Here is a 22759-nt window from a genome sequence, read left to right as displayed (position 1 = left end):
CCTGCAGATCCGCCCTTTGGGGCCCGCCAGCACTCCCGCCCAACGTCAGCGATACCGGGGCCGGCCGTATTGGCGATAGCGGTAATTCTGTTCTGCTGTTTTATTAGCGCAGTTTTGCAACGCAGTTTTAAAAGTACGCGACTTGACTCGGCCCCGGCATACAGCAGCGGCCGACGATAGCGGTGCGGCAGGCTTTGCGGCCTGTAACGTCCACGGAAGCGACCATGACCAAATCCACCGGCATAACCTCTCCTGCAGTTGAAAAGCCCGAAGACGGCGCCAGCGCGCCGCGCGCGAAGCGCGTGACGAGCAAGGCGGCGGAGAAGACCACGGCCAAGGCGGCCGTGAAGGTGGCGTCGAAGGCCGCCGCTGTCAAGACGGCGGTCAAGCGGGCCGCCAAGACAGCAGGCGAGCCGCCCGCCGCCAAGGCGGCCAAGGCCAAGAAGGCGGAAGACAAGCTGGCCGAACTGGTTGGCCGTCCGGCCTCGGTGCCCAGCGGCCGTCGTCCGGGCCGGCCTTCCAAGAACCCGAACAACGATTCGGGTGATTTCGATGACGCCGGCGACGGCGAAGGCGAAGTCCTGCCCGACCTGAAGCCCGTCAAGCGTGGCGGCAAGCGCGGCAAGGGCGATGCCAAGGACCTGATCGCGCGCGGTCCGGTGACGCCCGAGGAATACGAAGCCCGCCGCAACCGCTTGAAGCAGCTGATCAAGCTGGGCAAGGACCGCGGCTACCTGACCTACGGCGAAATCAACGACCATCTGCCTGATGATCTGGTCGACGCCGAAGCCATCGACGGCATCATCAGCACGTTCAGCGACATGGGCATCTCGGTCTACGACCAGGCGCCCGATGCCGAAACGCTGCTGATGAGCGAAAACGCGCCTGTCGCCTCCACGGACGACGACGTCGAAGACGAAGCCGAAGCCGCGTTGACCACGGTGGATTCCGATTTCGGCCGCACCACCGACCCCGTCCGCATGTATATGCGTGAAATGGGTTCGGTCGAGCTGCTGACGCGGGAAGGCGAAATCGAAATCGCCAAGCGTATCGAAGACGGTCTCAAGCACATGGTGATGGCGATCTCGGCATGTCCGACCACCATCAACGAAATCATCGCCCACGTCACCCGCGTGCGTGAAGGCCAGGCGCAGATCGACGAAGTGGTCGACGGCCTGGTCGACGCGGAAAATGGCGAGGAATACGCCGGTGCCGGCGTGACCGCCGACGAAGACGAGAATGACGACGGCCCGGCCGGCGGCATGAGCAGCAAGCAGCTGGAAGACCTGCGCGTCAAGGCCTTGGCCAAGTTCGACGAAGTGGCGCGCCAGTTCGAGACGATGCACAACTCCTATGAGACCGATGGCTACAAGTCCGAGGTCTACATCAAGGCGCAGGAAGTCATCCAGAACGAGCTGATGGGTATCCGCTTCACCGCCAAGATGGTCGAGCGCCTGGCGGACACGCTGCGCAACCAGGTCGAGGAAGTGCGCCAGCTGGAACGTGCCGTCCTGCACACCTGCGTGGACCGCGCGGGCATGCCGCGTACGCATTTCATCAAGGTGTTCCCGGGCAACGAAACCAACCTGAGCTGGGTGGTCGAGGAAGTGGCCGCCGGTCATCCCTACGCCGAGACCCTGGAGCGCCAGGTGCCCGCCGTTCAGGAACTGCAGCAGAAGCTGATCGACCTGCAGGCGCGCGTCGTGTTGCCCTTGAAGGACCTGAAGGAAGTCAACAAGCGCATGGCCACCGGCGAAGCGAAGGCCCGCAAGGCCAAGCGCGAAATGACCGAGGCCAACCTGCGTCTGGTGATCTCCATCGCCAAGAAGTACACCAACCGTGGCTTGCAGTTCCTGGATCTGATCCAGGAAGGCAACATCGGCTTGATGAAGGCGGTGGACAAATTCGAATACCGTCGTGGCTACAAGTTCTCCACGTACGCCACGTGGTGGATCCGTCAGGCCATCACGCGTTCGATCGCCGACCAGGCGCGCACCATCCGTATTCCGGTCCACATGATCGAAACGATCAACAAGATGAACCGGATCAGCCGTCAGATTCTGCAGGAAACGGGTGCGGAACCCGATCCCGCGACCCTGGCGCAGAAGATGGACATGCCCGAGGACAAGATCCGCAAGATCTTGAAAATCGCCAAGGAACCGATCTCGATGGAAACGCCGATCGGCGACGACGACGATTCCCATCTGGGCGACTTCATCGAGGATACGGCGACCCTGGCACCCTCGGACGCGGCCCTGCATGGTTCCATGCGCGACGTGGTCAAAGAAGTGTTAGACTCGCTCACTCCTCGCGAAGCCAAGGTCCTGCGCATGCGTTTCGGTATCGAAATGAGCACGGACCAGACGCTCGAAGAAGTGGGTAAGCAGTTCGACGTGACGCGTGAGCGTATTCGTCAAATAGAAGCCAAGGCGCTGCGCAAGCTGCGTCACCCCAGCCGGGCCGATAAGCTCAAGAGCTTCCTCGAAGGTCAGTAAGGCAAAGGCCGGGGCCGGCATCGATTTTTAAGGGCCTCTAGCTCATGCCTGGTTAGAGCAGCGGACTCATAATCCGTTGGTGCCGAGTTCGACTCTCGGGGGGCCTACCAAAGACTTCCTGGTTTTTCAGGTAAGAAGACAGCCGCCAGCAATGGCGGCTGTTTTTTTGGATATTGGTTTTGTATCTTCACACTGTCATGGCTGGACATTTCTCGTCATGTTTAGACATTGAAACCCATAGATATACTTTGATAAGATACAAAGCCATATGTGTTCAATTGGTGGGACGCGCCCATGTACCACGACAATGATGGTGAGCTCCTGGAGCTTAACCTCGGCACAAGTAGCCCGCACTGGCGCCTGGGCGGCGATAGCAATGCGTTGGAACTGGCTGCTGTCCGTGGCCTGACGAATCTCAGCGTCGCGCTCGACGCGAAACAGGCCGCGCAGATCCGAACCCTGACCGGGATCACTTCCTCGCTTGAGATCGAGATTTCGCTGTATGGCGAAGCCGTCCGTCTGCATATGGTCGGCCGCAAGCTCGATGCGAACAGTTGGGCAGGCACCGCGTCCGCTTTCACCGACACCCGTTCCGTCGCGCGCGATCTTTCGCAGGGCCTGGCCTTTGCCGAGCAGGTCGTGTCCGAGGTCAATTCGCTGGTGGTGGTGCTGAATCGGCACGGTATATTCCAGCGCTTCAATCGCCTGGCCGAAGAAGTCCTGGGCAAGCGCGAAGAAGACGTCATCGGCAAGAGCGCGTTCGCGCTGTTCATGTCGGAAGACCAGGGCGCGCAGTCGAGCAGCAATATCTCCAGTTTTTTCGAGAACGACAAGCCCTTCGCCGTCGAGCGCTACATCAATACGGTCAATGGCCCGCGCCTTTATCAGTTCCGCAACAAGTTCGTGCAGAGCGGCAGCGGGGCCGACGAGCGTTTCCTGATCTGCTCCGGCGTCGATATCACCGAAGAGCGCAATGCGCAGAAGCGGCTGACCGAGTTGGCGAACACCGACGTCCTGACCGGGCTGCCCAACCGGCACTCGATCACGGAGACGATACGCGCCGCGCTTGCTGAAGACGCGGACGGGAAGCCATCCCAGCTCGGCATCCTGTTCCTCGACCTTGATAACTTCAAGCATGTGAACGATCACTATGGTCACGTGACCGGCGACCGGCTGTTGACCGAAGTGTCCACCATCGTCAAGCGCTGCCTGCCTGAAGACGCGACCCTGGCGCGTCTGGGCGGCGACGAGTTCCTGGTGTTCTTCAAGAACGCCACCTTGCCGCTGCTGGAAGAATCCGCGCAGACCATCATCGACAATTTCTCCACGCCGGTGCGCATGGAGCTGATGGAGATCTACACGAGCTGCTCGATCGGCATCACCATGCATCCGCAGCACGGCGACTCCATGGACACGCTGATCCGCAATGCCGACACCGCCATGTACGCGGCCAAGGACGCGGGCAAGCATACGTATCGGGTGTTCACGCAGGAGATGAACCAGAAGGTCGCCAAGGCGATGTGGCTGGACACGAACCTGCGCAAGGCGATCCAGGAAGGGCAGTTCGTGCTGCATTACCAGCCGCTGATCGACCTGGCGACCGGCGATATCCTGAGCGCCGAAGCCCTGATCCGCTGGCAATCTCCGGATCGCGGCCGGGTCGATCCGGGCGAGTTCATCGGCCATGCCGAGGATTCCGGCCTGATCGGTCCGATCGGACGTTGGGTGATGGGCGAAGCCGCCCGCCAGGCCATGGATTGGCGGTCCAAGGGATTGGACCTGCGTGTGTCGATCAACGTCTCCGCGCGCCAGCTGAGCGACGCCAATGTCGCGAATTATTTTGGCGAGGCGTGTGACCGCGCCGGACTCAATCCCGGCTTGCTCGATATCGAGCTGACCGAAAGTTGCTTCATCGAAGACGAAGGCCGTGTCCGCAAGCTGATGGAACAGTTCCGTACCCTGGGTGCGCGTATCTATCTGGACGATTTCGGCACCGGCTATTCGTCGCTGGCGCAGCTCGCAAGACTGCCTTTCGATGTGATCAAGCTGGACCGCAGTTTCGTCACTGGTGTCGACACCGATACCAATGCGCAGGCATTGGTGGGATCCGTCGTGACGCTCGCACGGGCGCTGGGCTTTTCGATGGTGGCGGAAGGGGTCGAAACACCCGCGGAAGCCGCGTATATCGAGAAGACGGGCATCGGGTGCGCGCAAGGCTATCTCTACGCCAGGCCGATGCCGGCGCATGATCTGGAAGCCTGGATGAGCGAAAAGAAAAAGCTCAGACTGATCGCCTGAGCTTTCCCGGTTCCCTACGTCAGCATACGGTTGATGGTGCTCAACCCACCGCGCGCAGTCTGGAGACGCGGCGATTTTGCATCATCACCAGACGTTCCATGTAGGCGAGGTCCTTGCTCTCTATCGTGAACGTCGAACGCACCCAATCTTCGGTGATGTCCATCAGTTCCGCGCGCGACAGCGGGTAGACCCGCTGACGCGTGCGGATCAGCGCACGCATGGCGTTCAGCTTGGGCCGCATGACGTCGATGAAGGTGCGCGTGGCCATGAAGCCATCGCCCGGCTCGAACAACTGGTCGACCAGCCCCTTGTCGGCGAACCACTCGGCGGAATGCGATTCTCCGGTGCTGATCAGCTCCTCGGCCACCAGCATCCCGGATCGGCGCGCGACCAGGGAATAGCCGCCCATGCCGGGATACAGATTGAACGCGACTTCCGGGAAACCCAGTTTCACGCCGTTCTGCGCCAGGACATAGTGGTGCGCCAGCGCGGCTTCAAGACCGCCGCCAAGCGCGCTGCCTTCCACCATTGCGATCGAGATCGCGCCGGTGCCGTAGCCGTTGTACATCTCCCAGATGCAATCGATGCACGCACGTGCGTACGCCATCAAGGTGTCGCGCTGTCCGGAGCGGATCGCGTCCACGAAGAAGCTCAGGTCGCCACCGACGTTAAACAGTTCTGGAATCTCCGAACCCGTGACCCAGAAGTCGATGGGCAGGCCGGATTCGCGCGCGACCCGGGCAAGATGGATGATGTTCGAAAGCACCCCCAGGTTGAAGCAAGGGCGTGGTTCGGAGCGGAGCATCATCCACATTACATTCCGGCCTTCTTCGTAATACGCGGCCAGTTGCGGCATGTCACCGGCTTCGTGGAACGGGCGGCAATTGGGGTGATTTTTCAGATGCATGGTTGCTTCCTGTGTAGCTGTGGTTTGCGTTGAAAGATGCCGTTGCACGCCGTTTGCAAATGGTGACGAGCAAGGGCAACGCTATTGTTGCGTCTGCACAACTCACAGAACCGAGGATTTCCCCCAACTGTACGAGTAATGGGTCGTAAGGATTAGGCCAAGCCTACGCCGCACCTGCACACGAAAAGTCGCCGGGAACTTTGCTTATAGCGATACGGTCTTTGGCCGGGGCCGCGCGTGTCGCTACCATCGCGCGTCCCTCATGTCCCCGGCCGCCCCGGGGCGTCGCAGCCTTGATCATCTGGAAGCACGCATGAAGTTTTCTCTTGGTTTTCCCGTTTTTCGCCGGGCCGGCGCCGTGGCCGCTGTCGCCCTGTGCCTGGGCATCACGGCGCCCGCACACGCCGATCGTGTGATCCACATCGTGGTGCCGTATGGCCCTGGCGCCACCCAGGACGCCGTCGCGCGAACCTTTAGTAACGAGCTCGCGCAGGAACTGAAGGCGACGGTCGTCGTGGACAACCGCGCCGGCGCTGGCGGTACTTTGGGTACGGCGCAAGTGGCCCGCTCCGCCCCCGATGGCAATACCCTGGTGCTGGCGGCGGCCAGCCATTACCTGGCCGGCCATCTGTATGCCAAGCTGCCTTACGATCCGGCAGATGATTTCGTCGGCGTGTCGTACCTGGGGCTGACCGGCTATGTGGTCGGCGTATCGAAGCCGTCCGGCATCGACAGCCTGAAGACGCTGATCGCGCGCGCCAAGGCTGAACCGGGCAAGCTCAATTACGCGTCGGCCGGCAACGGCAGTGCCTCGCACCTGGCGACCGCGCTGCTGGCGGCCCAGGCTGGCGTGACCTTGCAGCACATCCCCACCAAATCGACGGGCGATGCCGTCACGGAACTGCTGGCAGGCCGTGTCGAGGTGGTCACCGGCGCCACCATCGGCATGCTCGCTTATCGCAATGACCCGCGCGTCACGCTGCTGGCCTATTCGGGCGAGCAACGCAGTCAGTTCCTGCCCGACCTGCCCACGGTGGCCGAAGCAGGCTTGCCTGGCTTCAAGTTCGATTCCTGGCTGGGCCTGCTGGCGCCCAAGGGCACGCCGCCCGACGAAGTGGAACGCCTGAACGCAGCCGTGACGAAAGTGCTCAAGGACCCGGCGGTGCAGAAGCGCCTGGCCAGTCTGGGCGTGGAAGCCGGCTCGCTGCCGGTGGCGCAATTCCAGGCGCTCTTGAGCGAAGACAACAAGAACGCCGGCGCGGTGGTCAAGGCGGCCGGCGCGCGTATCGAGTAAGCTGGCGGGCATGCCAGACACGCCCAGCCGCCCCAGCCGTTTCACGCCCGTCGCCCTGGAACACGCCAGCCGCCTGCTCAATCACGGTCCTACCGTATTGGTCACCAGCGCGGCCGGCGGCAAGCGCGACATCATGTCCGCCGCCTGGTCGACGCCGGTCGAGTTCACCCCGCCGCGCATCGCGGTGGTCATCGACAAAAGCACGTACACGCGCGAGCTGGTCCTGGCCAGCGGGCACCTGGGCCTTTGCGTTCCGGGCGCGGCCTTTGCCGACAAGGCCTACGCCGTCGGCAGCACGTCGGGCCGCGATCTGTCCGAGCAGGACAAATTCGCGACCTACGCCATTTCTACCGTGACCGGGCCGGTGCTCGGCTTGCCGCTGGTGGAAGAGGGCGTGGCCGCCTGGCTGGAATGCCGTGTCATTCCTGAACGCCACACGGAAGCGGCTTACGACACCTTCTTCGTCGAAGTGGTCAGCGCCGCGGCCGACCCCCGTGTCTTCGCGCAAGGACACTGGGAATTCAACGAAAACAACGCCGATCTGCACACGCTGCATCACCTTGGCGCGGGCGTGTTCGTCTGCGCGGGTCGTACCGTGCGCGCGCAGCCTTTGGGCTGAAGAGCGCCTTGGGTCCTGTGGCTTGCTTACATCAGGACGGGCCCGAAAGGTATACGGCAGCGCATTAACGTTTTATGGTGTTGCGTATGCAAGTCCTTTCAAGGGGGATGGGTATGCGCGTCTTCATACGGACGTTGCGGCTGCTGGCAGGTGTCGTCGCTTTGGTGCTGGCCGTTTGGGCGGGCACCAGCGCATGGTCGCAACTGATACGACCCGTGGAACAGCAAAATGTATGGGGCATCGCCGCCGGCCTGTTGCTGGCCTGGGGCGCGTGGTGGTTGCTGGTGTCCAGCTGGCGCTCGGCGTTCGGGCCGCCGCCACCCAAGGTTGACCGCGGCTGAGGCCGCCCAAGGTAGACCGCGGCTGACGCCTAATCGTGATATTGCAGGCGCAGTGGCGGCGGTTCCAGATCGACCAGGCGTTGATGCGCTTCCTGGATCAGCTCGTTCTGCGCCGCGCGCAGGGCGGCGCTGCCCGTCAGGCCGGTGTGGGCCTCGACTTTGCGCATGACGTCCGCGCTGCAGGTACAGGCGACGTAGCGCGGGCCGTCCTCCAGCCAGAACTTGGCGCCGTTCGCGCAAACTGAGATTTCCCACATGGCCGCAGTCATGGTGTCTCCTATACCATCCCGCTATTGGTGTCAGGGCAGCTGCCTTGAGCTTTCGCGTAGCTGACAGCCGGTATCCAATGCTCTCTGGCTTAGTCCGGTTGTGCCGGCATCTTGTGTACGAACAGTCTAGTCGGCACCGTGCGTGCACGCCTATCCGGTGGGCGTACTAAGGCGCAGGTATGATGCTGCATCCGATCATGTGAACTCATGGCTCATTTCATGGCCTAACGAGCACGCCCGACCCCATGCGGCTGGCGAATCGCCATACGCACGCCAAGGCGGCTCGCTGTTCGCAAGCCTGGACACATAGAGATAGAGACGCCCGACACCCTTATGAATAAACGTACTGCCGCAGCCTTTTTTTCCCTGAACGCCATCTGTATTTCCGTCTCGCTCGCTTTGCCGGCGCAGGCCACAGCCGCGACGTCGACGCATCCAACGCACAAGAACGAGAAGTCGAAGGCCGCAACGAAGCCCGCGCCGAAGTCGGCGCCAGCCGCTGAGGAACCGGTTGCCGACAACGGCCCGCCGCCCGTCTTCGGCATTCCGAACGATGCCAACACCGCACCGCTGCCCACGCTGGATGCCAAGGCCTGGCTGTTGCTGGATCAGACCAGCGGTGCCGTCATCGCGTCGCGTAATGCGGATGAGCGTGTCGAGCCTGCTTCCCTGACCAAGATCATGACGGCCTACCTGATCTTCAGCGCGCTGCGCGACAAGACGCTGAAGCTGGACCAGGAGGTCACGGTCTCGGTGGAAGCATGGAAGGTGGCCCCGGGCAGTTCCAAGATGTTCATCGAGCCGAACAAGCAGGTCAGCATCGACGATCTGTTGTCGGGCTTGTTGATTCAGTCCGGCAATGACGCGGCGGTGGCGCTGGCCGAAGCGGCTGCCGGTTCCGAAGGCGCCTTCGTGCAGAAGATGAACGAACAGGCGCAGGCCATGGGTCTTAAGAACACCCACTTCAACAGTCCGCACGGCTTGCCCGACCCGCAGACGTACTCGACCGCCTCGGATCTGGCCAGGATGGCGGCGCGCCTGATGACGGACTTTCCCGATCTGTACGTTCACTACGATCAGCAGAAGTCCTTCCGCTACAACAACATCACCCAGCCCAATCGCAATCGTATGCTGTGGCTCGATCCTTCCGTCGAGGGGGGGAAGACCGGGCATACCAACGCGGCCGGCTATTGCATGATCGTGTCCGCGCTGCGGCCTGGCGCATCGGGCCCGCGTCGGCTTATTTCGGTGGTGATGGGCGCGCCTTCGGAAAGAGCACGGGTGGCTGACACGGGCCAGCTGTTGAATTGGGGCTACGGCAACTTCGAAACCTTGAAGCTGTACACCAAGGGGCAGGTGCTGGGTACGCCGCAGGTGTGGAAGGGCAAGCAGGATGCGGTGAAGATCGGTTTCGAGCGGGATGTGTTCGTGACCGTGCCGCGCGCCTGGGCCAGCAAGTTGAAGCCTACCCTGGCACGCCAGGAGCAGCCGCTGGTTGCTCCCTTGGCGCAAGACGCCACCGTGGGCAAGGTCAACGTCATGCTGGACGACAAGCCGGTCGCCAACTTCCCGGTGCTCGCCCTGGAGCCGGTGGAAGAAGCCGGCTTCTTCGGCCGCAGCTGGGATGGCATGAAGCTGTGGGTGCACGAACTGATGGGCGGCGACAAACCCGCCGCCTGAGTCACCAAGCCTGAGGCTTGAAGCCCTGAACGCCGCCGCGGGCAACCCCGGCGGCGTTTTCCGTTGCGGCGTCAGCCACCGCGCCGCCCACGGCCCGGGCCGCGGCTCGGCCGCCGTGGCTCGGCCCGGCCCGGCTCGGCCCGGCTCGGCCCGGCTCGGCCCGGCCCGGCTCGGCCCGGCTCGGCCCGGCCCGGCCCGGCCCGGCCCGGCCCCGGCCGCAGGCCTCTGGCCAACACAAAGGCCGCCGGGGTTTACCCCGGCGGCTCCCCTCCAGGTCTGAAAAAGAAAGCAAATCGCTAATCTGCATAAGCAATATGCCAGCCCAGTCCTCATAAATAGTCACTTCTCTGTCTATTCGTTAATCCTGACCTCAAGCATCATGGAGCCACACCCCTAAGCCAAAGCAAACCAGAGCCAAAAATGACCCGCTTCATCGATGTGCCTCAACTTGCCTCCCTGGTCCACCACATAGGCCCCGGCCGCTTCATGACCGAACTCGCCACCGTCATCAAGGCCGACTACCTCCGCTGGAAGGACTTCGACAAAACCCCCCGCGTCGCCACGCATTCCACCCGCGGCGTCATCGAACTGATGCCGGTCGCCGACGCCTTCCGCTATACCTTCAAGTACGTCAACGGCCACCCCTCGAACACCGCCGCCGGCCTGCCTACCGTGATGGCCTTCGGCGCCCTGGCCGACGTCGACACCGGCTATCCACGCCTGCTGTCCGAACTCACCCTGATGACCGCGCTGCGCACCGCCGCCACCTCGGCCATGGTGGCGCAGGCGCTGGCACGCCCCCAATCCCGCCGCATGGCGCTGATCGGCAACGGCGCGCAAAGCGAGTTCCAGGCCATCGCCTTCCACACCCTGGCAGGCATCGCCGAAGTCATCCTGTACGACATCGATCCCGCCGCCACCGCCAAGCTGCAACGCAATCTTGCCGTGGCGGCCCCAACGCTGAAGGTGTCCGTCGCCGCCTCCACCGAGCAAGCCGTGCGCGGCAGCGACATCGTCACCACGGTCACCGCCGACAAGGCCTACGCCACCATCCTCACGCCCGACATGATCGAACCCGGCATGCATATCAATGCCGTCGGCGGCGACTGCCCTGGGAAGACCGAACTGCACGCCGACATCCTGCGCGCGGCGCGAGTCGTAGTGGAGTACGAGCCCCAATCCCGTATCGAAGGCGAGATCCAGCAGATGCCCGCGGACTTCCCCGTGGTCGAGTTATGGCAGGTATTGAACGGCAGCGTGGCCGGCCGCGAATCGGACGACCAGGTCACGGTCTTCGATTCCGTGGGCTTCGCGCTCGAAGACTATTCCGCGCTGTGCTATCTGGATCGGCTGGTCCAGGCCCACGACGTGGGCACCCTGGTGCGGCTGGTGCCCCTGGCCGGCGAGCCCAAGGACCTGTTCGGCGCCACGCTGGCACACCCGCCGGCAAGCGCGATCGCGCCGAAGACGCAGCGACGCATCCCTGAGCCTGCGTAAGCGGGCAGGGCCGGCACGCCGGCGCCGATCGGGATGCCGATGGCGCCGCCCGTGGGCCCACGTGCAGCAGCACATCAAGGCAGATGCATCACCATCTTGGTGACGAGATAGCCGTCGAGCCCTTCGATGCCGCCTTCCTTCCCGTCACCGCTGTGGTCGATGCCGCCGAAGGGCATTTCGGTCTGCGTCACCGCATAGGTGTTCAAGCCTATGGTGCCGGCTTGCACGCCATCCGCGATCTGCTGCGCACGGCGCGCATCGTGCGTGTGCGCATAGGCCGCCAGCCCATAGCGCAAACGGTTCGCTGCCCGTAGCGCATCGGGCAACTCGGCAAAACGGTTGAGGATGGCGACCGGCCCGAACGGCTCTTCATTCATGATGCGCGCCTGTTCAGGCACGTCGGCCAGCACCGTCGGCTGATAAAAATAGCCGGCGCCAGGCAGGCGCTTGCCCCCGGTCAGCAACCTGCCGCCCAAAGCCACCGCTTCCGCCGTCAGGGTCTCCATGGCGTCGATGCGGCGTGGGTTCGCCAAAGGCCCCATCTGCGTCGAAGCGTCCAGGCCGTTGCCCACCACCAGGCCGGCCGCGGCCTGCGCGAACGCCTCGGCGAAGGCATCGAAGATCCCGTCCTGCACATAGAAGCGGGTCGGCGCCACGCAGATCTGTCCGGCATTGCGGTACTTGGCCGCCACCGCCAGCTGTGCCGCGGCGCCCGCATCGACGTCATCGCAAACAATCACCGGCGCATGGCCGCCCAGCTCCATGGTGCAACGCTTGACGTCGGCGGCGGCCAGGGTAGACAGCTGGATACCCACGGCCGTCGATCCCGTGAAAGACACCTTGCGCACCACCGGTGAACGCAGCAGATAGCCGGACACCGTCGCCGGCTCGCCGAACACGACGTTCAAGACACCGGCCGGCAGGCCCGCGTCCACCAGTGCCCGCGCCAATGCCAGGGCGGTGGCGGGCGTTTCCTCGGCCGGCTTGATGATGCAGGCGCAACCCGCCGCCAGGGACCCGGCGATCTTGCGCGCCGCGGTCGCCGCGGGGAAGTTCCAGGGCGCGAAGGCCGCCACCACACCGATCGGCTCCTTGACCACCATATTGCGTTGCCGCGGCGTACGCGACGGCACGATGCGGCCATACGCGCGCCGGCCTTCGTCGGCATTCCACGCGAAGATGTCGGCGGCCGTCTGGATTTCGCCGCGCGCTTCGGCCAGCGGCTTGCCCTGTTCCAGGGTCAGCGCCGTGGCGATGGCCTCACAGCGTTCGCGCAGCAAGGTCGCGGTGCGGTTCAGGATGATGGCGCGGTCGTAGGCCGGCACCGCGCGCCAGCTGGCCTGCGCCCGTTCGGCGGCGGTCAGCGCGCGGGCCAGGTCGGCTTCGCTGGCATAGGGCAGGGGGCCCAGCGCCGCGCCGGTAGCGGGATTGGAAATCGTGCGGCCGGGACGGCCCGCGCTGCTTAGCCACTCCCCGTCGATCAGCAGGGCCAGTTCGGGATAGGACACGGAGGCATCTTTCATGGTGGGTTCAACGCTCGCGTAGACGACCCAGCAGGCTGGTGGTCGCATTGGTGATGATGGAAGTGTCGGTGGCGGCGCCGACGAAGCTCACGCCCTGGGCGATGCGGCGTGCCGCATCGTCTTCGCGCGTGGTCAGGTAGCCCGACGGCTTGCCCTTGGCCTTCAGGCGCGCGAAGGCATCATCCAGGGCGGCCTGCACTTCCGGATGCTGGGCATTGCCCAGATGGCCCAGCGACGCCGACAGGTCGGCCGGTCCGATGAATACGCCGTCGACGCCGGGAACGTCGGCGATCGCTTCCAGGTTCTTCAAGCCTTCGGCCGTCTCGATCTGCACCAGCACGCAGATTTCATTGGCGATCTTGTTGAAATAGCCCGGAATCAAGCCGTAGGCCGCGGCGCGCGAGCTGCCCGACACGCCGCGCACGCCGTGGGGCGGATAGCGCGTGAAGCTGACGGCGGCAGCCGCTTCCTCCGCGTTCTGGATGTAAGGGAACAACAGGGTCTGCGCCCCCGCGTCGAGGATGCGCTTGACCAGCACCATGTCCGACCAGGCCGGCCGCACGATGGCGTTGACGTCCAAGGCCGCCAAGGCCTGCATCTGGTGGATCAGGTCGGGCAGCTCATTGGGTGAATGTTCGGTGTCGAGCAGGATCCAGTCGAAGCCGCACGCGCCGAAGACCTCCGTCGTGACGGCGCCGCCCAGGGTGGAAAACATGCCGATCTGCTGGCGCTGGCCCAGGTCTCGTTTGAAGCGGTTGGTACGCAATTCCATGTCTATCCTCGCGGTGGAAAAACTCAGGGGTACAACGTGTTGGAATGCTGGGCGCCTGCCGTCCACGTCCTTGCGCGGACACCGCCGGCCTGGTTCAAGTTCCTGCCGCGCCGGGCGGTCGGCCCGCGCGGATCGCGCCACCCGACAGGCGCGTGGCGTCGGTCAACACCTTGGCGATTTCCTGTACGCGCGGGGCCGCGTGCGCGACGAAGTCGGCCATGGTCATGCGGCCGGCGTCGATGGTCAGGCTGATACCCGCCAAGGGCAGACCGTCGGCGCTCAGCACCGCGGCGGCTAACGTGCGCAGGCCATAGGCGTTTTCGCCATCGGATAGCGCGTAGCCGCGGGCCCGCACTTCGTCCAGCCGTGCCAGCAGGGCATCCAGGTCGATCAGCGTGTGTTCGGACAGCTTGATGCGCGGCGTGCCTTCCAAGGCCGCCACTTTCTGTTCGGCAGGCAGCCAGGCCAGCATCGCGTGGCCCAAGGCGGACGCATAGGCGCCGATGCGCGTGCCCGGTCCGCGCTGCATATTGTGGCGGCCGAGGCCGGCCTGGACGCGCCGCAGGTACACCACTTCGCCCTTGTCCAGGGTGCCCAGGGACGCGGCGTCGGCGATGGCCGGCACCGTGGCGCGCAGCAAAGGCTCCGCGTGGTCGGCCAGCTCCTGCCGGCTGGACAGGGCGGCGTAGCCCAACTCCAGGCATTTGAGGCCGAGCCGGAAGCGCTTGCTGTCCGGCACCGCATGGACATAACCCAGCGATTCAAGGGTGTGAATCAGGCGGAAAGTCGTGCCGCGGTCGAGCCCGGCGCGCACGGCGATTTCGGAAATGGTCAGTTCCGGCAGGGTGGTGTCGAAGGCCTTGATGACGGCGAAAGCCTTGCCGACGGAATTGACCTGGTTCTTGGGCTCTAGGGTGGGCATCGCTAAATTCAAATGATCGGAATCCGAACAAATGTTCGGACGAAAATCGATTCTAAGCGTCGCCTCGATCAAGCGTCAACGCAATGCCTGGTAATGGCGCGCCTGCTTTGCTCACTTTGCCTGCTTACCTGGCCCGCTCACCTGGCCTGCTGACTTTTGGCCTGCTTACTTTGCTTACTTATACGGCGCGAGCATCAGATTGGTTTCGGAATTCGCGATGCCCTTGATGCTGCGCAGGTCGCGCAACACGCGGTCGAAGGTCGGCAGGTCCTGCACGCGTATCTCCACCATCAGGTCCCAGCGCCCGCTGGTGGAGTGGACCTCGACCACTTCCGGCAGCCGCCGCAGGGCGCCGACCACCGCGTCCGTCTCGTTGCCGCGCACCTCGACCAGGGTCATCGCGCGCACCACCGGTATCTCCACTTCGCTGCGCAGGCGGATGGTGAAGCCCAGCAGCAGTCCGCTGCGCAGCAGGCGGTCGATGCGGTTCTGCACCGTGCCGCGCGACACCGACAGTTTCTTCGCCAGGGTGGCGGTGGGCAGGCGGCCATCATCGCGCAGCAAGGCGATAAGGCGGTGATCGAGATCGTCCAGCGTGTCTAGCATGTGTGCTCGCGTACGCCGGAATGCCTGCCGCTGGCAAGCCCTTCGACGTTGGGCAGAGAGGGGCACTCACTGTACCACCGGCGCAACGACCGCCTATTTCGGTTGAATGCTTATGCCGCCACCGCGCGCTTGCGCTAAAATTCTTGATAGATCAATTATTGATGAGTCCACAAATGGCGCCTCGTGCTCCGGAAACCCCTCATTCGGCCGGTCAGGTCCTGCCTTTCCGCCAATCCTTGATGGCCATGCTGGGCATGTGCTTCGTCGTCATGCTGGTGGCGGTCGACCAGACCGTGGTCGGTACCGCGCTGCCGACGGTGGTGGCCGAACTCAAGGGTTTTGATCTTTACGCGTGGGTGGCCACGTCGTATCTGCTGACGTCGGTGGTGACCATTCCCATCTTCGGCCGGCTTGGGGATTACTACGGCCGCAAGCCCTTCGTGGTGGGCGCCATCGTGGTCTTCACCTTGGCGTCGGTGTTGTGCGGGGCGGCCAACAGCATGTTGTTCCTGGTGCTGGCGCGCGCGTTGCAGGGTATCGGCGGCGGCATGCTGGTGGGCACCGCCTTCGCGTGTATTCCCGATCTGTTTCCCGATTCGCACGTCCGTCTGCGCTGGCAGGTGATGTTCAGCTCCGCCTTCGGTATCGCCAACGCGGTGGGCCCCACCCTGGGCGGCTATCTCACGGAATACTATGGCTGGCGCTCGGTGTTCTACGTCAACCTGCCGGTCGGCCTGCTGGGGCTGTGGTTCGTGGTGCGCCATCTGCCGCATCTGCGGCAGGGCGAGCGTCCTGGCAAGATCCGGCTGGACTGGCCCGGCGCCTTGCTGATCGCCATCGCGCTGGGCGGGCTGCAGTTGATGGTCGAGTTGTTGCCGGGCCAAGGTGCCAGCGCGACGACATTCGGCCTGGCCGGGGCCAGCGTGCTTGCCTTCATCGCCCTGCTTTATTGGGAGCGGCGTTGCCCGCAACCCTTGCTGCCCCTCGACATGTTCCGCAATCCCAGCCTGGCCGCGCTGTTCACCTTGGCCTTGCTGCTGGGCGTGACCATGTTCTCGTTCCTGTTCTATGCCCCGCTGCTGCTGCAAGGCGGTTTCGGCCTGTCGCCCAAGGATGCGGGGCTGCTGATCACGCCCATGGTCGCCTTCATCACCGTGGGCAGCATCACCAACGGCCGTATCGTCACGCGCATCAAGAATCCCAACAACATGTTGTACGTGGGCTGCTTCCTGCTCTGCCTGGCCACCGCCGGGGTGATCACCACGCATCACTACACGCCGCGCTTCGCCATCGCCGCCTATATGTTGATGGCCGGCCTGGGCCTGGGTTTCGTCATGCCCAACCTGACGGTGTTCGCCCAGCAGACCGCAGGCCGGGCCCATCTGGGTATCGCCACGGCGCTGTTGCAGTCGCTGCGCATGATCGGCGGCATGATAGGGACGGCGGTGGTCGGCACCATGGTCAATCACAGCTATGTCAGCGGCGTCGAGTCCTCGCTGGCGGCCAGCCAGGCGGGACATTGGCTGGCGCAGCTGGATGATCCGCAGATCCTGGTCAATCCGCAGGCCCAGGCGGATTTCATGAGCCAGGTGGCGGCCTCCGGTAGCAATGGCTCGTCCCTGCTGGAGGTCGCGCGCGAATCGCTGGTCAGCGCGATTCATGATGGCCAGAGCGTGGTGCTGGTCGTTGCCATCCTGACCCTGTGGCTCGTGCGGCGGGTGCCGCCCATCAAGCTGGCGCGCGCGGTGAACAAACCGGCGAGCGCACCCGTGGCAGAATAGCGCCATGCCGAAAGAACAACAGGGCCTGCGCACCGTCCAGCAGCTAGGCCAGACCTATCGCGTCATGATGACTGCCTTCAGCGCCCAGGTGGGGCACGCCCTGCCGCGCTGGCGCATCCTATTGGCGCTGCATGAAGAGGGGCGCTGCTCGCAGAAATTCCTGGCCGAGCGCTGCCGCCTGGATCCGGCGTCGCTGACGCGGCAGCTGCAGGCCATGGAAGGCCTGGGCTGGATCAGCCGCAGCATCGACGAGCAGGACAATCGCCTGATCAACGCCACGTTGACGGCGCAGGGCAAGCGCGTGGTGGACGAAGCGCTACCGCGCCGCGCCGAATTTTTCGAACATGCCCTGGACGGTCTGTCGACCAAACAGATGGATGTCTTCTACCAGGTGCTGGCCACGCTGGAAGAGAATTTCAAAACCGCCCAGCAGGCGGCGCAGCAGTCGGCTTCGTAGTGATATAGACCGCCGCCACGGCCGCCGGCATAGGTTTGCCGTACCAAAACCCCTGGATCTCATCGCAGCCCCAATCGCGCAACCATGCCCGTTGCGCGGTCGTTTCCACGCCTTCGGCGATCACACGCAGGCCCAGGTGGTGTGCCATGTTGATCATGGCGCGCACGATGGCCGCGTCATTGCCGTCGGGTCGCAACGAACGGATGAAGGATTGGTCTATTTTCAGCTTGTCCACCGGGAAGCGTTTGAGGTAGGCCAGGCTGGAATAACCCGTGCCGAAATCGTCGATGGCCAATCTCAGACCTTGCTCGCGCAGCGCCCGCAGCAGCCGTTCGCTGCGGCCGTGGTCCTGCATCAGCATGCTTTCGGTGATTTCCAGTTCGATCCGGGCTGGATCGACGCCGGTCTCGGCCAGGATGCGGGCCACGGTGTGAAGAAAATCAGGATGACCGAATTGGCGCGGCGAAATATTGACGGCGACCACCAGGTCCTGCTCAGGCGCCTGTTCCTGCCAAAGGCGCGCCTGGCGGCAGGCCTGCTCCAACACCCACGCGCCTATCGGAATAATGAGCCCGGACTCTTCCGCGATGGGGATGAATTCAGCGGGCGAAATCAGGTCGTCGCCATGGCGCCAGCGCAGCAAGGCTTCAAAGCCCGCCAAGCCGCCGCTGTCCAGGTGTTCCTGCGGCTGGTAGTACAGCACCAGCTCGTCGCGCTCCAGGGCATGCGCGAGTTGGGCCTCGCGGTGCAGATTGTGCCGCGTCTGCTCGCTGATGGTGTCGGAGTAGGGGATAAGAATGTCACCGCCGGATTCGCGCGCGGTGCGCAACGCCGCGTCGGCGTGGGTCAGCAGCTGGCTGACATCGCCGCATTGCTGCGGATAGTTGGCGCTGCCCAGGCTCAGGCTGGGGAAGACTTCGTGCTGGCCGAAGCGGAACGGACGACGCATGGCCTCGCGCACGGCTTCCAGGGCGCCGGGTGGCGCCGCCACTGTGTCGGTCAGGCTGGCTTGAACAGGTCGATGGCCGCGATACAGGATGGCCAGCGTGGCGCCATCCAGTCTGAACACTTCCCCGCCGTGCTGCTCCGCGGCCGTACGCACCCTTTGGGCAATTTCGCGCATCAGCCGGTCAGCGAAGGTATAGCCCAGGCCGCCGACCACGCGGTCGAAGCGGTCTATCATGCCCAGCGCCAGCGTATGCGAGCGGCCCTTTATCTCACGCAATCGGCGCTCGAAAGAGCGGCGATTGGCCAGATCAGTCAAGGGATCGTGCGAGGCCTGGAAGGCCAGCTGGCGTTCGCTGCGCATCCGCGCGCGCACGTGGTACATCATGAACAGCGATGCAACCAGGGTAAGCAGGGTGTACGCATGCACCAGCCGCGACATCGAATCGATGTTGGTATGGGTCAGGGCTTGCGCTTCTTGCAGGCCCGTCGTCGCGCCTTGCTTCAGTCGGACCAGCTGCCCGCGAATGTCGTTGGTATAGCCGTTGGCCAGGCGCAGCAGGCTGCGCGTGGCGTAGCTGTTCATGCTGCCATTGGTCTCGTTCGCGAGTATCCCTTCCAGTTGCCCGGCCAGGGGCAGCAGGGCGCGGCTGGCGATGCCGATGGGCGCCACGTCGGCGTGCTTCGGGAAGTCGCGCAGCAGAATATCCATGCCGCGCGTCATGTCATCGCGCTGGCCCGCCGTGAGCGTCAGAAAGCGGTCATGGTCAATCGACTGCGTCGCATATTTGTTCAGGGCCAACTGGTAAAGTAGCACCGCGTGTTCGAATTCCGCCAAGTGCTCGTAGGCCGGCAGGCTTTCATTGAGCAAAGGCCGCAAGGCATTGCCCAGATTTTCCGCCTTGTTCGCCATGAAGGCCGACAGGCCCAGCCCCGCCACGATTACCAGTGTTAGCAGGCCATAAACGCCCCATCTGAATCCCCGGCCCTGCAACTGCATGCTTACCTACTCCAGTTTGCCGCGTGCCGCCGCAAGACCGGACGAAGCTGCTATCGGCGTGTTGCCACACCAGTGATTTATTTGGTCGTATTTTGATTTTTTTGTATTTTCCCTGTTTTGATACAGAGCAACAACCGCCGGACCTATGACCCGCAGCAAAGCAACGTTGATTGGCCTATCCGCGATCGTCTTGTGGGGGGCGATGGTAGGCCTGGTCCGTAGCGTCACGGAAAGCCTGGGGCCGGTTCTTGGGGCTGCGGCCATTTATTCCGTGGGTACATTCTTTCTGTACTTCGTGGCCGGCTGGCCGTCCTTGCGCGATTTTCCGCGGCGTTATCTTTATTGGGGCACGCTGCTGTTTGTCGCGTACGAGACGTGTCTTGCCTTGTCGCTGGGTTATGCGCACAGCGGGCAGCAGGCGATCGAAGTCAGCATGGTCAATTACCTTTGGCCAAGTTTGACTGTCGCGTTCTCGATTTTTTTCAATGGCCAGCGCGCCCGCTGGCTTGTGTGGCCGGGGCTGTTGCTGGCTTTATTGGGTGTGGTGTGGGCGCAAGGCGCCGATGCTGTCGCGCCCGCTACGCTGATGGCGCATATCGGCAACAACCCTTTGAGCTATGGCTTGGCCTTATTGGGCGCGGTGTTGTGGGCGGCGTATTGCACGGTGACGACGCGCATGGCGGCGGGGCGCAACGGCATCACTTTCTTTTTCGCGATGACCGCGGTGGCGTTCTGGATTCAATTCTTTGTGCGCTTTACCGCGCCGGATATTTCCGTGGCGAATGCCTCGGTGAAGGTGACCGGCATGGCTTTGGTGCAAGTGTTGCTGGCGACTGGCGCCATGGGCGGCGGCTATGCCGCCTGGAACGTCGGCATCTTGCGTGGAAACGTGACCTTGATGGCCGCCGCGTCCTATTTCACGCCTTTATTGTCTGCCGCTCTGGCAGCCTTGATTCTGTCCGCGCCATTATCTTTCACCTTCTGGCAAGGCGCCGCCATGGTGTGCGCGGGATCCCTGCTCTGCTGGTACGCAACGCGGAATGCATAGGCAGACACCCGCGGACCGCAGGTCCGCGGGTGTCTCCGATCTAGATCATTCCCATGAGCAGGAGGACGATGACGATGACCAGTACCAGGCCGAGGCCGCCGCTCGGGTAGTAGCCCCAACTGCGGCTATGCGGCCAACTGGGCAAGGCGCCGACGAGCAATAGGATCAGGATGATCAAAAGAATGGTGCCGAGAGTCATTGTTTTCTCCTTATATCCGCCGGGACAAATACGAACCGTGGCGAATCGCTCCGGTGGCGGGGCGCCATACCGTTGATCATGCTTGAGCAAGAAGCGAGCCCGAGAATGAATCAAAAGCGCATCGGGGGCCGTAAGAAAACTCAGGCGCCGCAAGAAAAATCAAATCTTCTTTTGGATGATGTTGTCCAAATACGTCGCATGCGGGTAGACCATGTAGACGTTACAGACGGTGAGGCCGGTGTCCGATAGGATTGCCTGACCCATACCCGCTATGCAAGACCAGGATCGTCACGGAGAGTTTTATGTCAAAGAACAACAATGTCATAAACGACAATGCCGTCAACGATCGTTCCGCCCATGTCATCTGGTTCGAAGCCGCTGCCGGCGAACGAACCATACAGGCAGGCGTTTCCTGGGAAGTCTTGCGCGCGCGCTTCGGCGCGGGTGTCGAGGAAGCCAGCCTGCTGGATGCGTATCACGGGCATCGGCGTACCCTGCACGCGCTGGCGGAGCGCAAGTTCCGCGAGAGCCACCCTTTGCCGGTGCTGCTGAGCTCGGCGGATTTTCCCAGCGCGTTGGCGGGCCGCTAACGCGCCTTCCAATCAGGAAGTTCTTCCCGCCACGATGCGACCAAGCGTGCGTATGGCCGCTTCCACGTCAGCCGTGAAAGCCGCGCCGCAGCTGATCCGCAGAAAATGTTCATAGCGGTCGGAGTTGGAGAACATCCGGCCGGGCGCCACCCGGATGCCTAAGGGCAGCGCGGTTTCGAACACCGACTTGGACGACCGGCCATCCGGCATCTCCACCCACAGCAGCATGCCGCCACGCGGGATGCTAAGGCGCGTACCCGGCGGGAAGTAATCGGCGATGGCCTGGGCCATGCGTTCACGTTGCGCCTTCAGGCGGCTGCGCAGCCGTACCAGATGGCGGTCGTAAGCCTTGGCGCCCAGCACGTCCGAAACCGCGAGCTGCATCAGCGGTTCGTTGGGACGGCTTTGCACGAACTTCAACATCGCGATGCGAGCCTTCCAGCGGCCGCCGATAAGCCAACCCAGGCGCGAGCCGGGCGCCAGCGTCTTGTGCAGGGACGCGCAATAGATGACGTTGCCTTCGCGGTCCCAGGCCTTGGCGGCGCGCAAGGGTTCGTCGCCATCCGCCAGAGCGCCATAGGTATCGTCTTCGATGAGCGGCACATGCTGGCGTTCGCACAATTCCACCAGCCTGGCCTTGTCGGTATCGCTCATGATGCTGCCCAGGGGATTGTGCAGATTGGGCACCGCCACCACGGCCTTGATGTCGGCGTGCGTTTGAAACGCCAGGTCCAGCGCTTCGATGGAAATGCCCGTGTGCGGGCTGGTGGGAATTTCCAGCGCGCGCATGCCCAGGCTTTCCAGAATCTGCAGCAGGCCGAAATAGGCGGGCGACTCCACGGCTATGGTGTCGCCCGGACTGGCGACCGCGCGCAGCGCCAGATTCAGCGCTTCGATGCAGCCATGCGTGACCAGGATGTCGTCCGGCGCCGCGTTCACGCCACTATCCAGCGCGCGCCGCGCCAGCGCCGCTTGCAGGCAGGGATGGCCGCCGTGCGGCACGGTGCTGGTGAGCAATTGCGGATGACGCCGCACCATGCGCAGCATCGACTGCTTCAACGCGTCAGTGGGATAGGCGTCCGGCGTGGCCACCGCGGTGGCGAAATTGAATTTATTCGGATGAATCTCGCACTTGGCGATGAAGTCCGACACGCGGTCGTGGATGCCGACATAGGACGCCGGGTCCAGCACCTTGTCCGTATCGGGTTCATCGATAGGGGGCAGCGTCGCCCGTTTGCGCTTGACGACGAAATAGCCGGAGCGGGGGCGTGCTTCGATGAGGCCGTCGTCTTCCAGGCGGCGGCAGGCCTGCAGCGCGGTGGAAAGACTGACGTGGTGCAGTCTTACCAGGTTACGGACGGACGGCATGCGTGCCGTGGGTGCCAATACGCCAGAACGAATGGCTTGCCGATAGTGATCGGCCAAGCGTTGATACAGTGGTTCCATGGCCGAATCATGCGGTCGCCCGGATGGGCAGGATAGATACAGATTATCTGGAAATCAACGATAACAGAGC

Annotated in this window: 20 protein-coding genes and 1 tRNA gene; 12 read left to right on the top strand and 9 right to left on the bottom strand. The window is 63.5% G+C overall.

Annotation, left to right across the window (positions count from 1 at the left end; genetic code table 11):
- The first annotated feature begins 224 nt into the window (after window positions 1–224).
- From rpoD to pdeR, 3 genes are all read left to right on the top strand, one after another.
- Complete coding sequence (gene rpoD / locus ASB57_RS12760; protein WP_057652576.1) at window positions 225–2495, top strand: RNA polymerase sigma factor RpoD; 2271 nt, start codon at window positions 225–227, stop codon at window positions 2493–2495.
- A 31-nt stretch (window positions 2496–2526) separates the two neighbouring features.
- Window positions 2527–2605: transfer RNA gene (locus tag ASB57_RS12755), tRNA-Ile, on the top strand.
- Between the two features lie 184 nt (window positions 2606–2789).
- Window positions 2790–4793, top strand: a complete 2004-nt coding sequence (gene pdeR, locus ASB57_RS12750; protein ID WP_057652575.1) for a cyclic di-GMP phosphodiesterase — start codon at window positions 2790–2792, stop codon at window positions 4791–4793.
- Between the two features lie 40 nt (window positions 4794–4833).
- Here the strand turns inward: pdeR and ASB57_RS12745 are convergent, their stop codons facing one another.
- The gene (locus tag ASB57_RS12745; protein WP_057652574.1) at window positions 4834–5700 is read right to left on the bottom strand and encodes a crotonase/enoyl-CoA hydratase family protein; all 867 of its coding nucleotides are present in this window, start codon (window positions 5698–5700) and stop codon (window positions 4834–4836) included.
- A 313-nt stretch (window positions 5701–6013) separates the two neighbouring features.
- On the opposite strand from ASB57_RS12745, the gene ASB57_RS12740 reads away from it, so the two are divergent.
- From ASB57_RS12740 to ASB57_RS12730, 3 genes are all read left to right on the top strand, one after another.
- A complete protein-coding gene (locus ASB57_RS12740; RefSeq protein ID WP_057652573.1) occupies window positions 6014–6994 on the top strand; it encodes a tripartite tricarboxylate transporter substrate-binding protein in 981 nt (326 codons plus the stop codon).
- A 10-nt stretch (window positions 6995–7004) separates the two neighbouring features.
- A complete protein-coding gene (locus ASB57_RS12735) occupies window positions 7005–7613 on the top strand; it encodes a flavin reductase family protein (RefSeq protein ID WP_057652572.1) in 609 nt (202 codons plus the stop codon).
- Between the two features lie 113 nt (window positions 7614–7726).
- Window positions 7727–7954: a hypothetical protein gene (locus tag ASB57_RS12730; protein WP_057652571.1), complete on the top strand. Its 228-nt coding sequence runs from the start codon at window positions 7727–7729 to the stop codon at window positions 7952–7954.
- 29 nt (window positions 7955–7983) lie between these two features.
- Here the strand turns inward: ASB57_RS12730 and ASB57_RS12725 are convergent, their stop codons facing one another.
- Window positions 7984–8223 carry a hypothetical protein gene (locus ASB57_RS12725; RefSeq protein ID WP_057652570.1) on the bottom strand — a complete coding sequence of 80 codons (240 nt, stop codon included), beginning with the start codon at window positions 8221–8223 and terminating at the stop codon, window positions 7984–7986.
- A gap of 333 nt (window positions 8224–8556) precedes the next feature.
- On the opposite strand from ASB57_RS12725, the gene ASB57_RS12720 reads away from it, so the two are divergent.
- Both ASB57_RS12720 and ASB57_RS12715 read left to right on the top strand, forming a co-directional pair.
- Window positions 8557–9903, top strand: coding sequence for a D-alanyl-D-alanine carboxypeptidase family protein (locus ASB57_RS12720; protein WP_082621577.1), 1347 nt, complete (start codon window positions 8557–8559; stop codon window positions 9901–9903).
- Window positions 9904–10323: 420 nt separating this feature from the next.
- Window positions 10324–11400 carry an ornithine cyclodeaminase gene (locus ASB57_RS12715; protein WP_057652569.1) on the top strand — a complete coding sequence of 359 codons (1077 nt, stop codon included), beginning with the start codon at window positions 10324–10326 and terminating at the stop codon, window positions 11398–11400.
- Between the two features lie 74 nt (window positions 11401–11474).
- On the opposite strand, the gene ASB57_RS12710 is transcribed toward ASB57_RS12715, so the two are convergent.
- From ASB57_RS12710 to ASB57_RS12695, 4 genes are all read right to left on the bottom strand, one after another.
- Window positions 11475–12923: an NAD-dependent succinate-semialdehyde dehydrogenase gene (locus ASB57_RS12710; protein ID WP_057652568.1), complete on the bottom strand. Its 1449-nt coding sequence runs from the start codon at window positions 12921–12923 to the stop codon at window positions 11475–11477.
- A gap of 7 nt (window positions 12924–12930) precedes the next feature.
- Window positions 12931–13695 (bottom strand): HpcH/HpaI aldolase/citrate lyase family protein, encoded by a 765-nt coding sequence (locus ASB57_RS12705; RefSeq protein WP_057652567.1) that lies wholly within the window; start codon window positions 13693–13695, stop codon window positions 12931–12933.
- 94 nt (window positions 13696–13789) lie between these two features.
- Complete coding sequence (locus ASB57_RS12700) at window positions 13790–14617, bottom strand: IclR family transcriptional regulator (protein WP_057652566.1); 828 nt, start codon at window positions 14615–14617, stop codon at window positions 13790–13792.
- Window positions 14618–14791: 174 nt separating this feature from the next.
- Complete coding sequence (locus tag ASB57_RS12695) at window positions 14792–15223, bottom strand: Lrp/AsnC family transcriptional regulator (protein ID WP_057652565.1); 432 nt, start codon at window positions 15221–15223, stop codon at window positions 14792–14794.
- Between the two features lie 173 nt (window positions 15224–15396).
- Between ASB57_RS12695 and ASB57_RS12690 the strand changes: the two genes are divergently transcribed.
- Together ASB57_RS12690 and ASB57_RS12685 are read left to right on the top strand one after the other, a co-directional pair.
- Window positions 15397–17004 (top strand): MFS transporter, encoded by a 1608-nt coding sequence (locus ASB57_RS12690; protein ID WP_057652564.1) that lies wholly within the window; start codon window positions 15397–15399, stop codon window positions 17002–17004.
- Between the two features lie 4 nt (window positions 17005–17008).
- Window positions 17009–17461 (top strand): MarR family winged helix-turn-helix transcriptional regulator, encoded by a 453-nt coding sequence (locus ASB57_RS12685; protein ID WP_057652563.1) that lies wholly within the window; start codon window positions 17009–17011, stop codon window positions 17459–17461.
- Here the strand turns inward: ASB57_RS12685 and ASB57_RS12680 are convergent.
- Window positions 17421–19406, bottom strand: a complete 1986-nt coding sequence (locus ASB57_RS12680; protein WP_057652562.1) for a bifunctional diguanylate cyclase/phosphodiesterase — start codon at window positions 19404–19406, stop codon at window positions 17421–17423. The two genes, ASB57_RS12685 and ASB57_RS12680, sit on opposite strands and share 41 nt — an antisense overlap.
- Before the next feature lie 145 nt (window positions 19407–19551).
- Between ASB57_RS12680 and yddG the strand changes: the two genes are divergently transcribed.
- Window positions 19552–20454, top strand: coding sequence for an aromatic amino acid DMT transporter YddG (gene yddG, locus ASB57_RS12675; RefSeq protein WP_057652561.1), 903 nt, complete (start codon window positions 19552–19554; stop codon window positions 20452–20454).
- Between the two features lie 40 nt (window positions 20455–20494).
- Here the strand turns inward: yddG and ASB57_RS30630 are convergent, their stop codons facing one another.
- Window positions 20495–20653, bottom strand: a complete 159-nt coding sequence (locus ASB57_RS30630; protein ID WP_082621576.1) for a DUF3309 family protein — start codon at window positions 20651–20653, stop codon at window positions 20495–20497.
- Between the two features lie 302 nt (window positions 20654–20955).
- Here ASB57_RS30630 and ASB57_RS12670 point away from each other — a divergent pair, with 302 nt between their 5' ends.
- Window positions 20956–21243 carry a DUF1488 family protein gene (locus tag ASB57_RS12670; RefSeq protein WP_057652560.1) on the top strand — a complete coding sequence of 96 codons (288 nt, stop codon included), beginning with the start codon at window positions 20956–20958 and terminating at the stop codon, window positions 21241–21243.
- A 12-nt stretch (window positions 21244–21255) separates the two neighbouring features.
- On the opposite strand, the gene ASB57_RS12665 is transcribed toward ASB57_RS12670, so the two are convergent.
- Complete coding sequence (locus ASB57_RS12665; RefSeq protein ID WP_057652559.1) at window positions 21256–22689, bottom strand: PLP-dependent aminotransferase family protein; 1434 nt, start codon at window positions 22687–22689, stop codon at window positions 21256–21258.
- Between the last annotated feature and the right edge of the window lie 70 nt (window positions 22690–22759).

It is taken from the genome of Bordetella sp. N (assembly GCF_001433395.1).
GTDB lineage: Bacteria > Pseudomonadota > Gammaproteobacteria > Burkholderiales > Burkholderiaceae_B > Bordetella_C.
This window is presented reverse-complemented; position numbering and strand designations above follow the sequence as displayed.

Bases quoted from the DNA above. Each gene is read 5' to 3' on its own strand.
- rpoD (WP_057652576.1), top strand. From the start codon at position 225: ATGACCAAATCCACCGGCATAACCTCTCCTGCAGTTGAAAAGCCCGAA.
- pdeR (WP_057652575.1), top strand. From the start codon at position 2,790: ATGTACCACGACAATGATGGTGAGCTCCTGGAGCTTAACCTCGGCACA.
- ASB57_RS12745 (WP_057652574.1), bottom strand. From the start codon at position 5,700: ATGCATCTGAAAAATCACCCCAATTGCCGCCCGTTCCACGAAGCCGGT.
- ASB57_RS12740 (WP_057652573.1), top strand. From the start codon at position 6,014: ATGAAGTTTTCTCTTGGTTTTCCCGTTTTTCGCCGGGCCGGCGCCGTG.
- ASB57_RS12735 (WP_057652572.1), top strand. From the start codon at position 7,005: ATGCCAGACACGCCCAGCCGCCCCAGCCGTTTCACGCCCGTCGCCCTG.
- ASB57_RS12730 (WP_057652571.1), top strand. From the start codon at position 7,727: ATGCGCGTCTTCATACGGACGTTGCGGCTGCTGGCAGGTGTCGTCGCT.
- ASB57_RS12725 (WP_057652570.1), bottom strand. From the start codon at position 8,223: ATGACTGCGGCCATGTGGGAAATCTCAGTTTGCGCGAACGGCGCCAAG.
- ASB57_RS12720 (WP_082621577.1), top strand. From the start codon at position 8,557: ATGAATAAACGTACTGCCGCAGCCTTTTTTTCCCTGAACGCCATCTGT.
- ASB57_RS12715 (WP_057652569.1), top strand. From the start codon at position 10,324: ATGACCCGCTTCATCGATGTGCCTCAACTTGCCTCCCTGGTCCACCAC.
- ASB57_RS12710 (WP_057652568.1), bottom strand. From the start codon at position 12,923: ATGAAAGATGCCTCCGTGTCCTATCCCGAACTGGCCCTGCTGATCGAC.
- ASB57_RS12705 (WP_057652567.1), bottom strand. From the start codon at position 13,695: ATGGAATTGCGTACCAACCGCTTCAAACGAGACCTGGGCCAGCGCCAG.
- ASB57_RS12700 (WP_057652566.1), bottom strand. From the start codon at position 14,617: ATGCCCACCCTAGAGCCCAAGAACCAGGTCAATTCCGTCGGCAAGGCT.
- ASB57_RS12695 (WP_057652565.1), bottom strand. From the start codon at position 15,223: ATGCTAGACACGCTGGACGATCTCGATCACCGCCTTATCGCCTTGCTG.
- ASB57_RS12690 (WP_057652564.1), top strand. From the start codon at position 15,397: ATGGCGCCTCGTGCTCCGGAAACCCCTCATTCGGCCGGTCAGGTCCTG.
- ASB57_RS12685 (WP_057652563.1), top strand. From the start codon at position 17,009: ATGCCGAAAGAACAACAGGGCCTGCGCACCGTCCAGCAGCTAGGCCAG.
- ASB57_RS12680 (WP_057652562.1), bottom strand. From the start codon at position 19,406: ATGCAGTTGCAGGGCCGGGGATTCAGATGGGGCGTTTATGGCCTGCTA.
- yddG (WP_057652561.1), top strand. From the start codon at position 19,552: ATGACCCGCAGCAAAGCAACGTTGATTGGCCTATCCGCGATCGTCTTG.
- ASB57_RS30630 (WP_082621576.1), bottom strand. From the start codon at position 20,653: ATGACTCTCGGCACCATTCTTTTGATCATCCTGATCCTATTGCTCGTC.
- ASB57_RS12670 (WP_057652560.1), top strand. From the start codon at position 20,956: ATGTCAAAGAACAACAATGTCATAAACGACAATGCCGTCAACGATCGT.
- ASB57_RS12665 (WP_057652559.1), bottom strand. From the start codon at position 22,689: ATGGAACCACTGTATCAACGCTTGGCCGATCACTATCGGCAAGCCATT.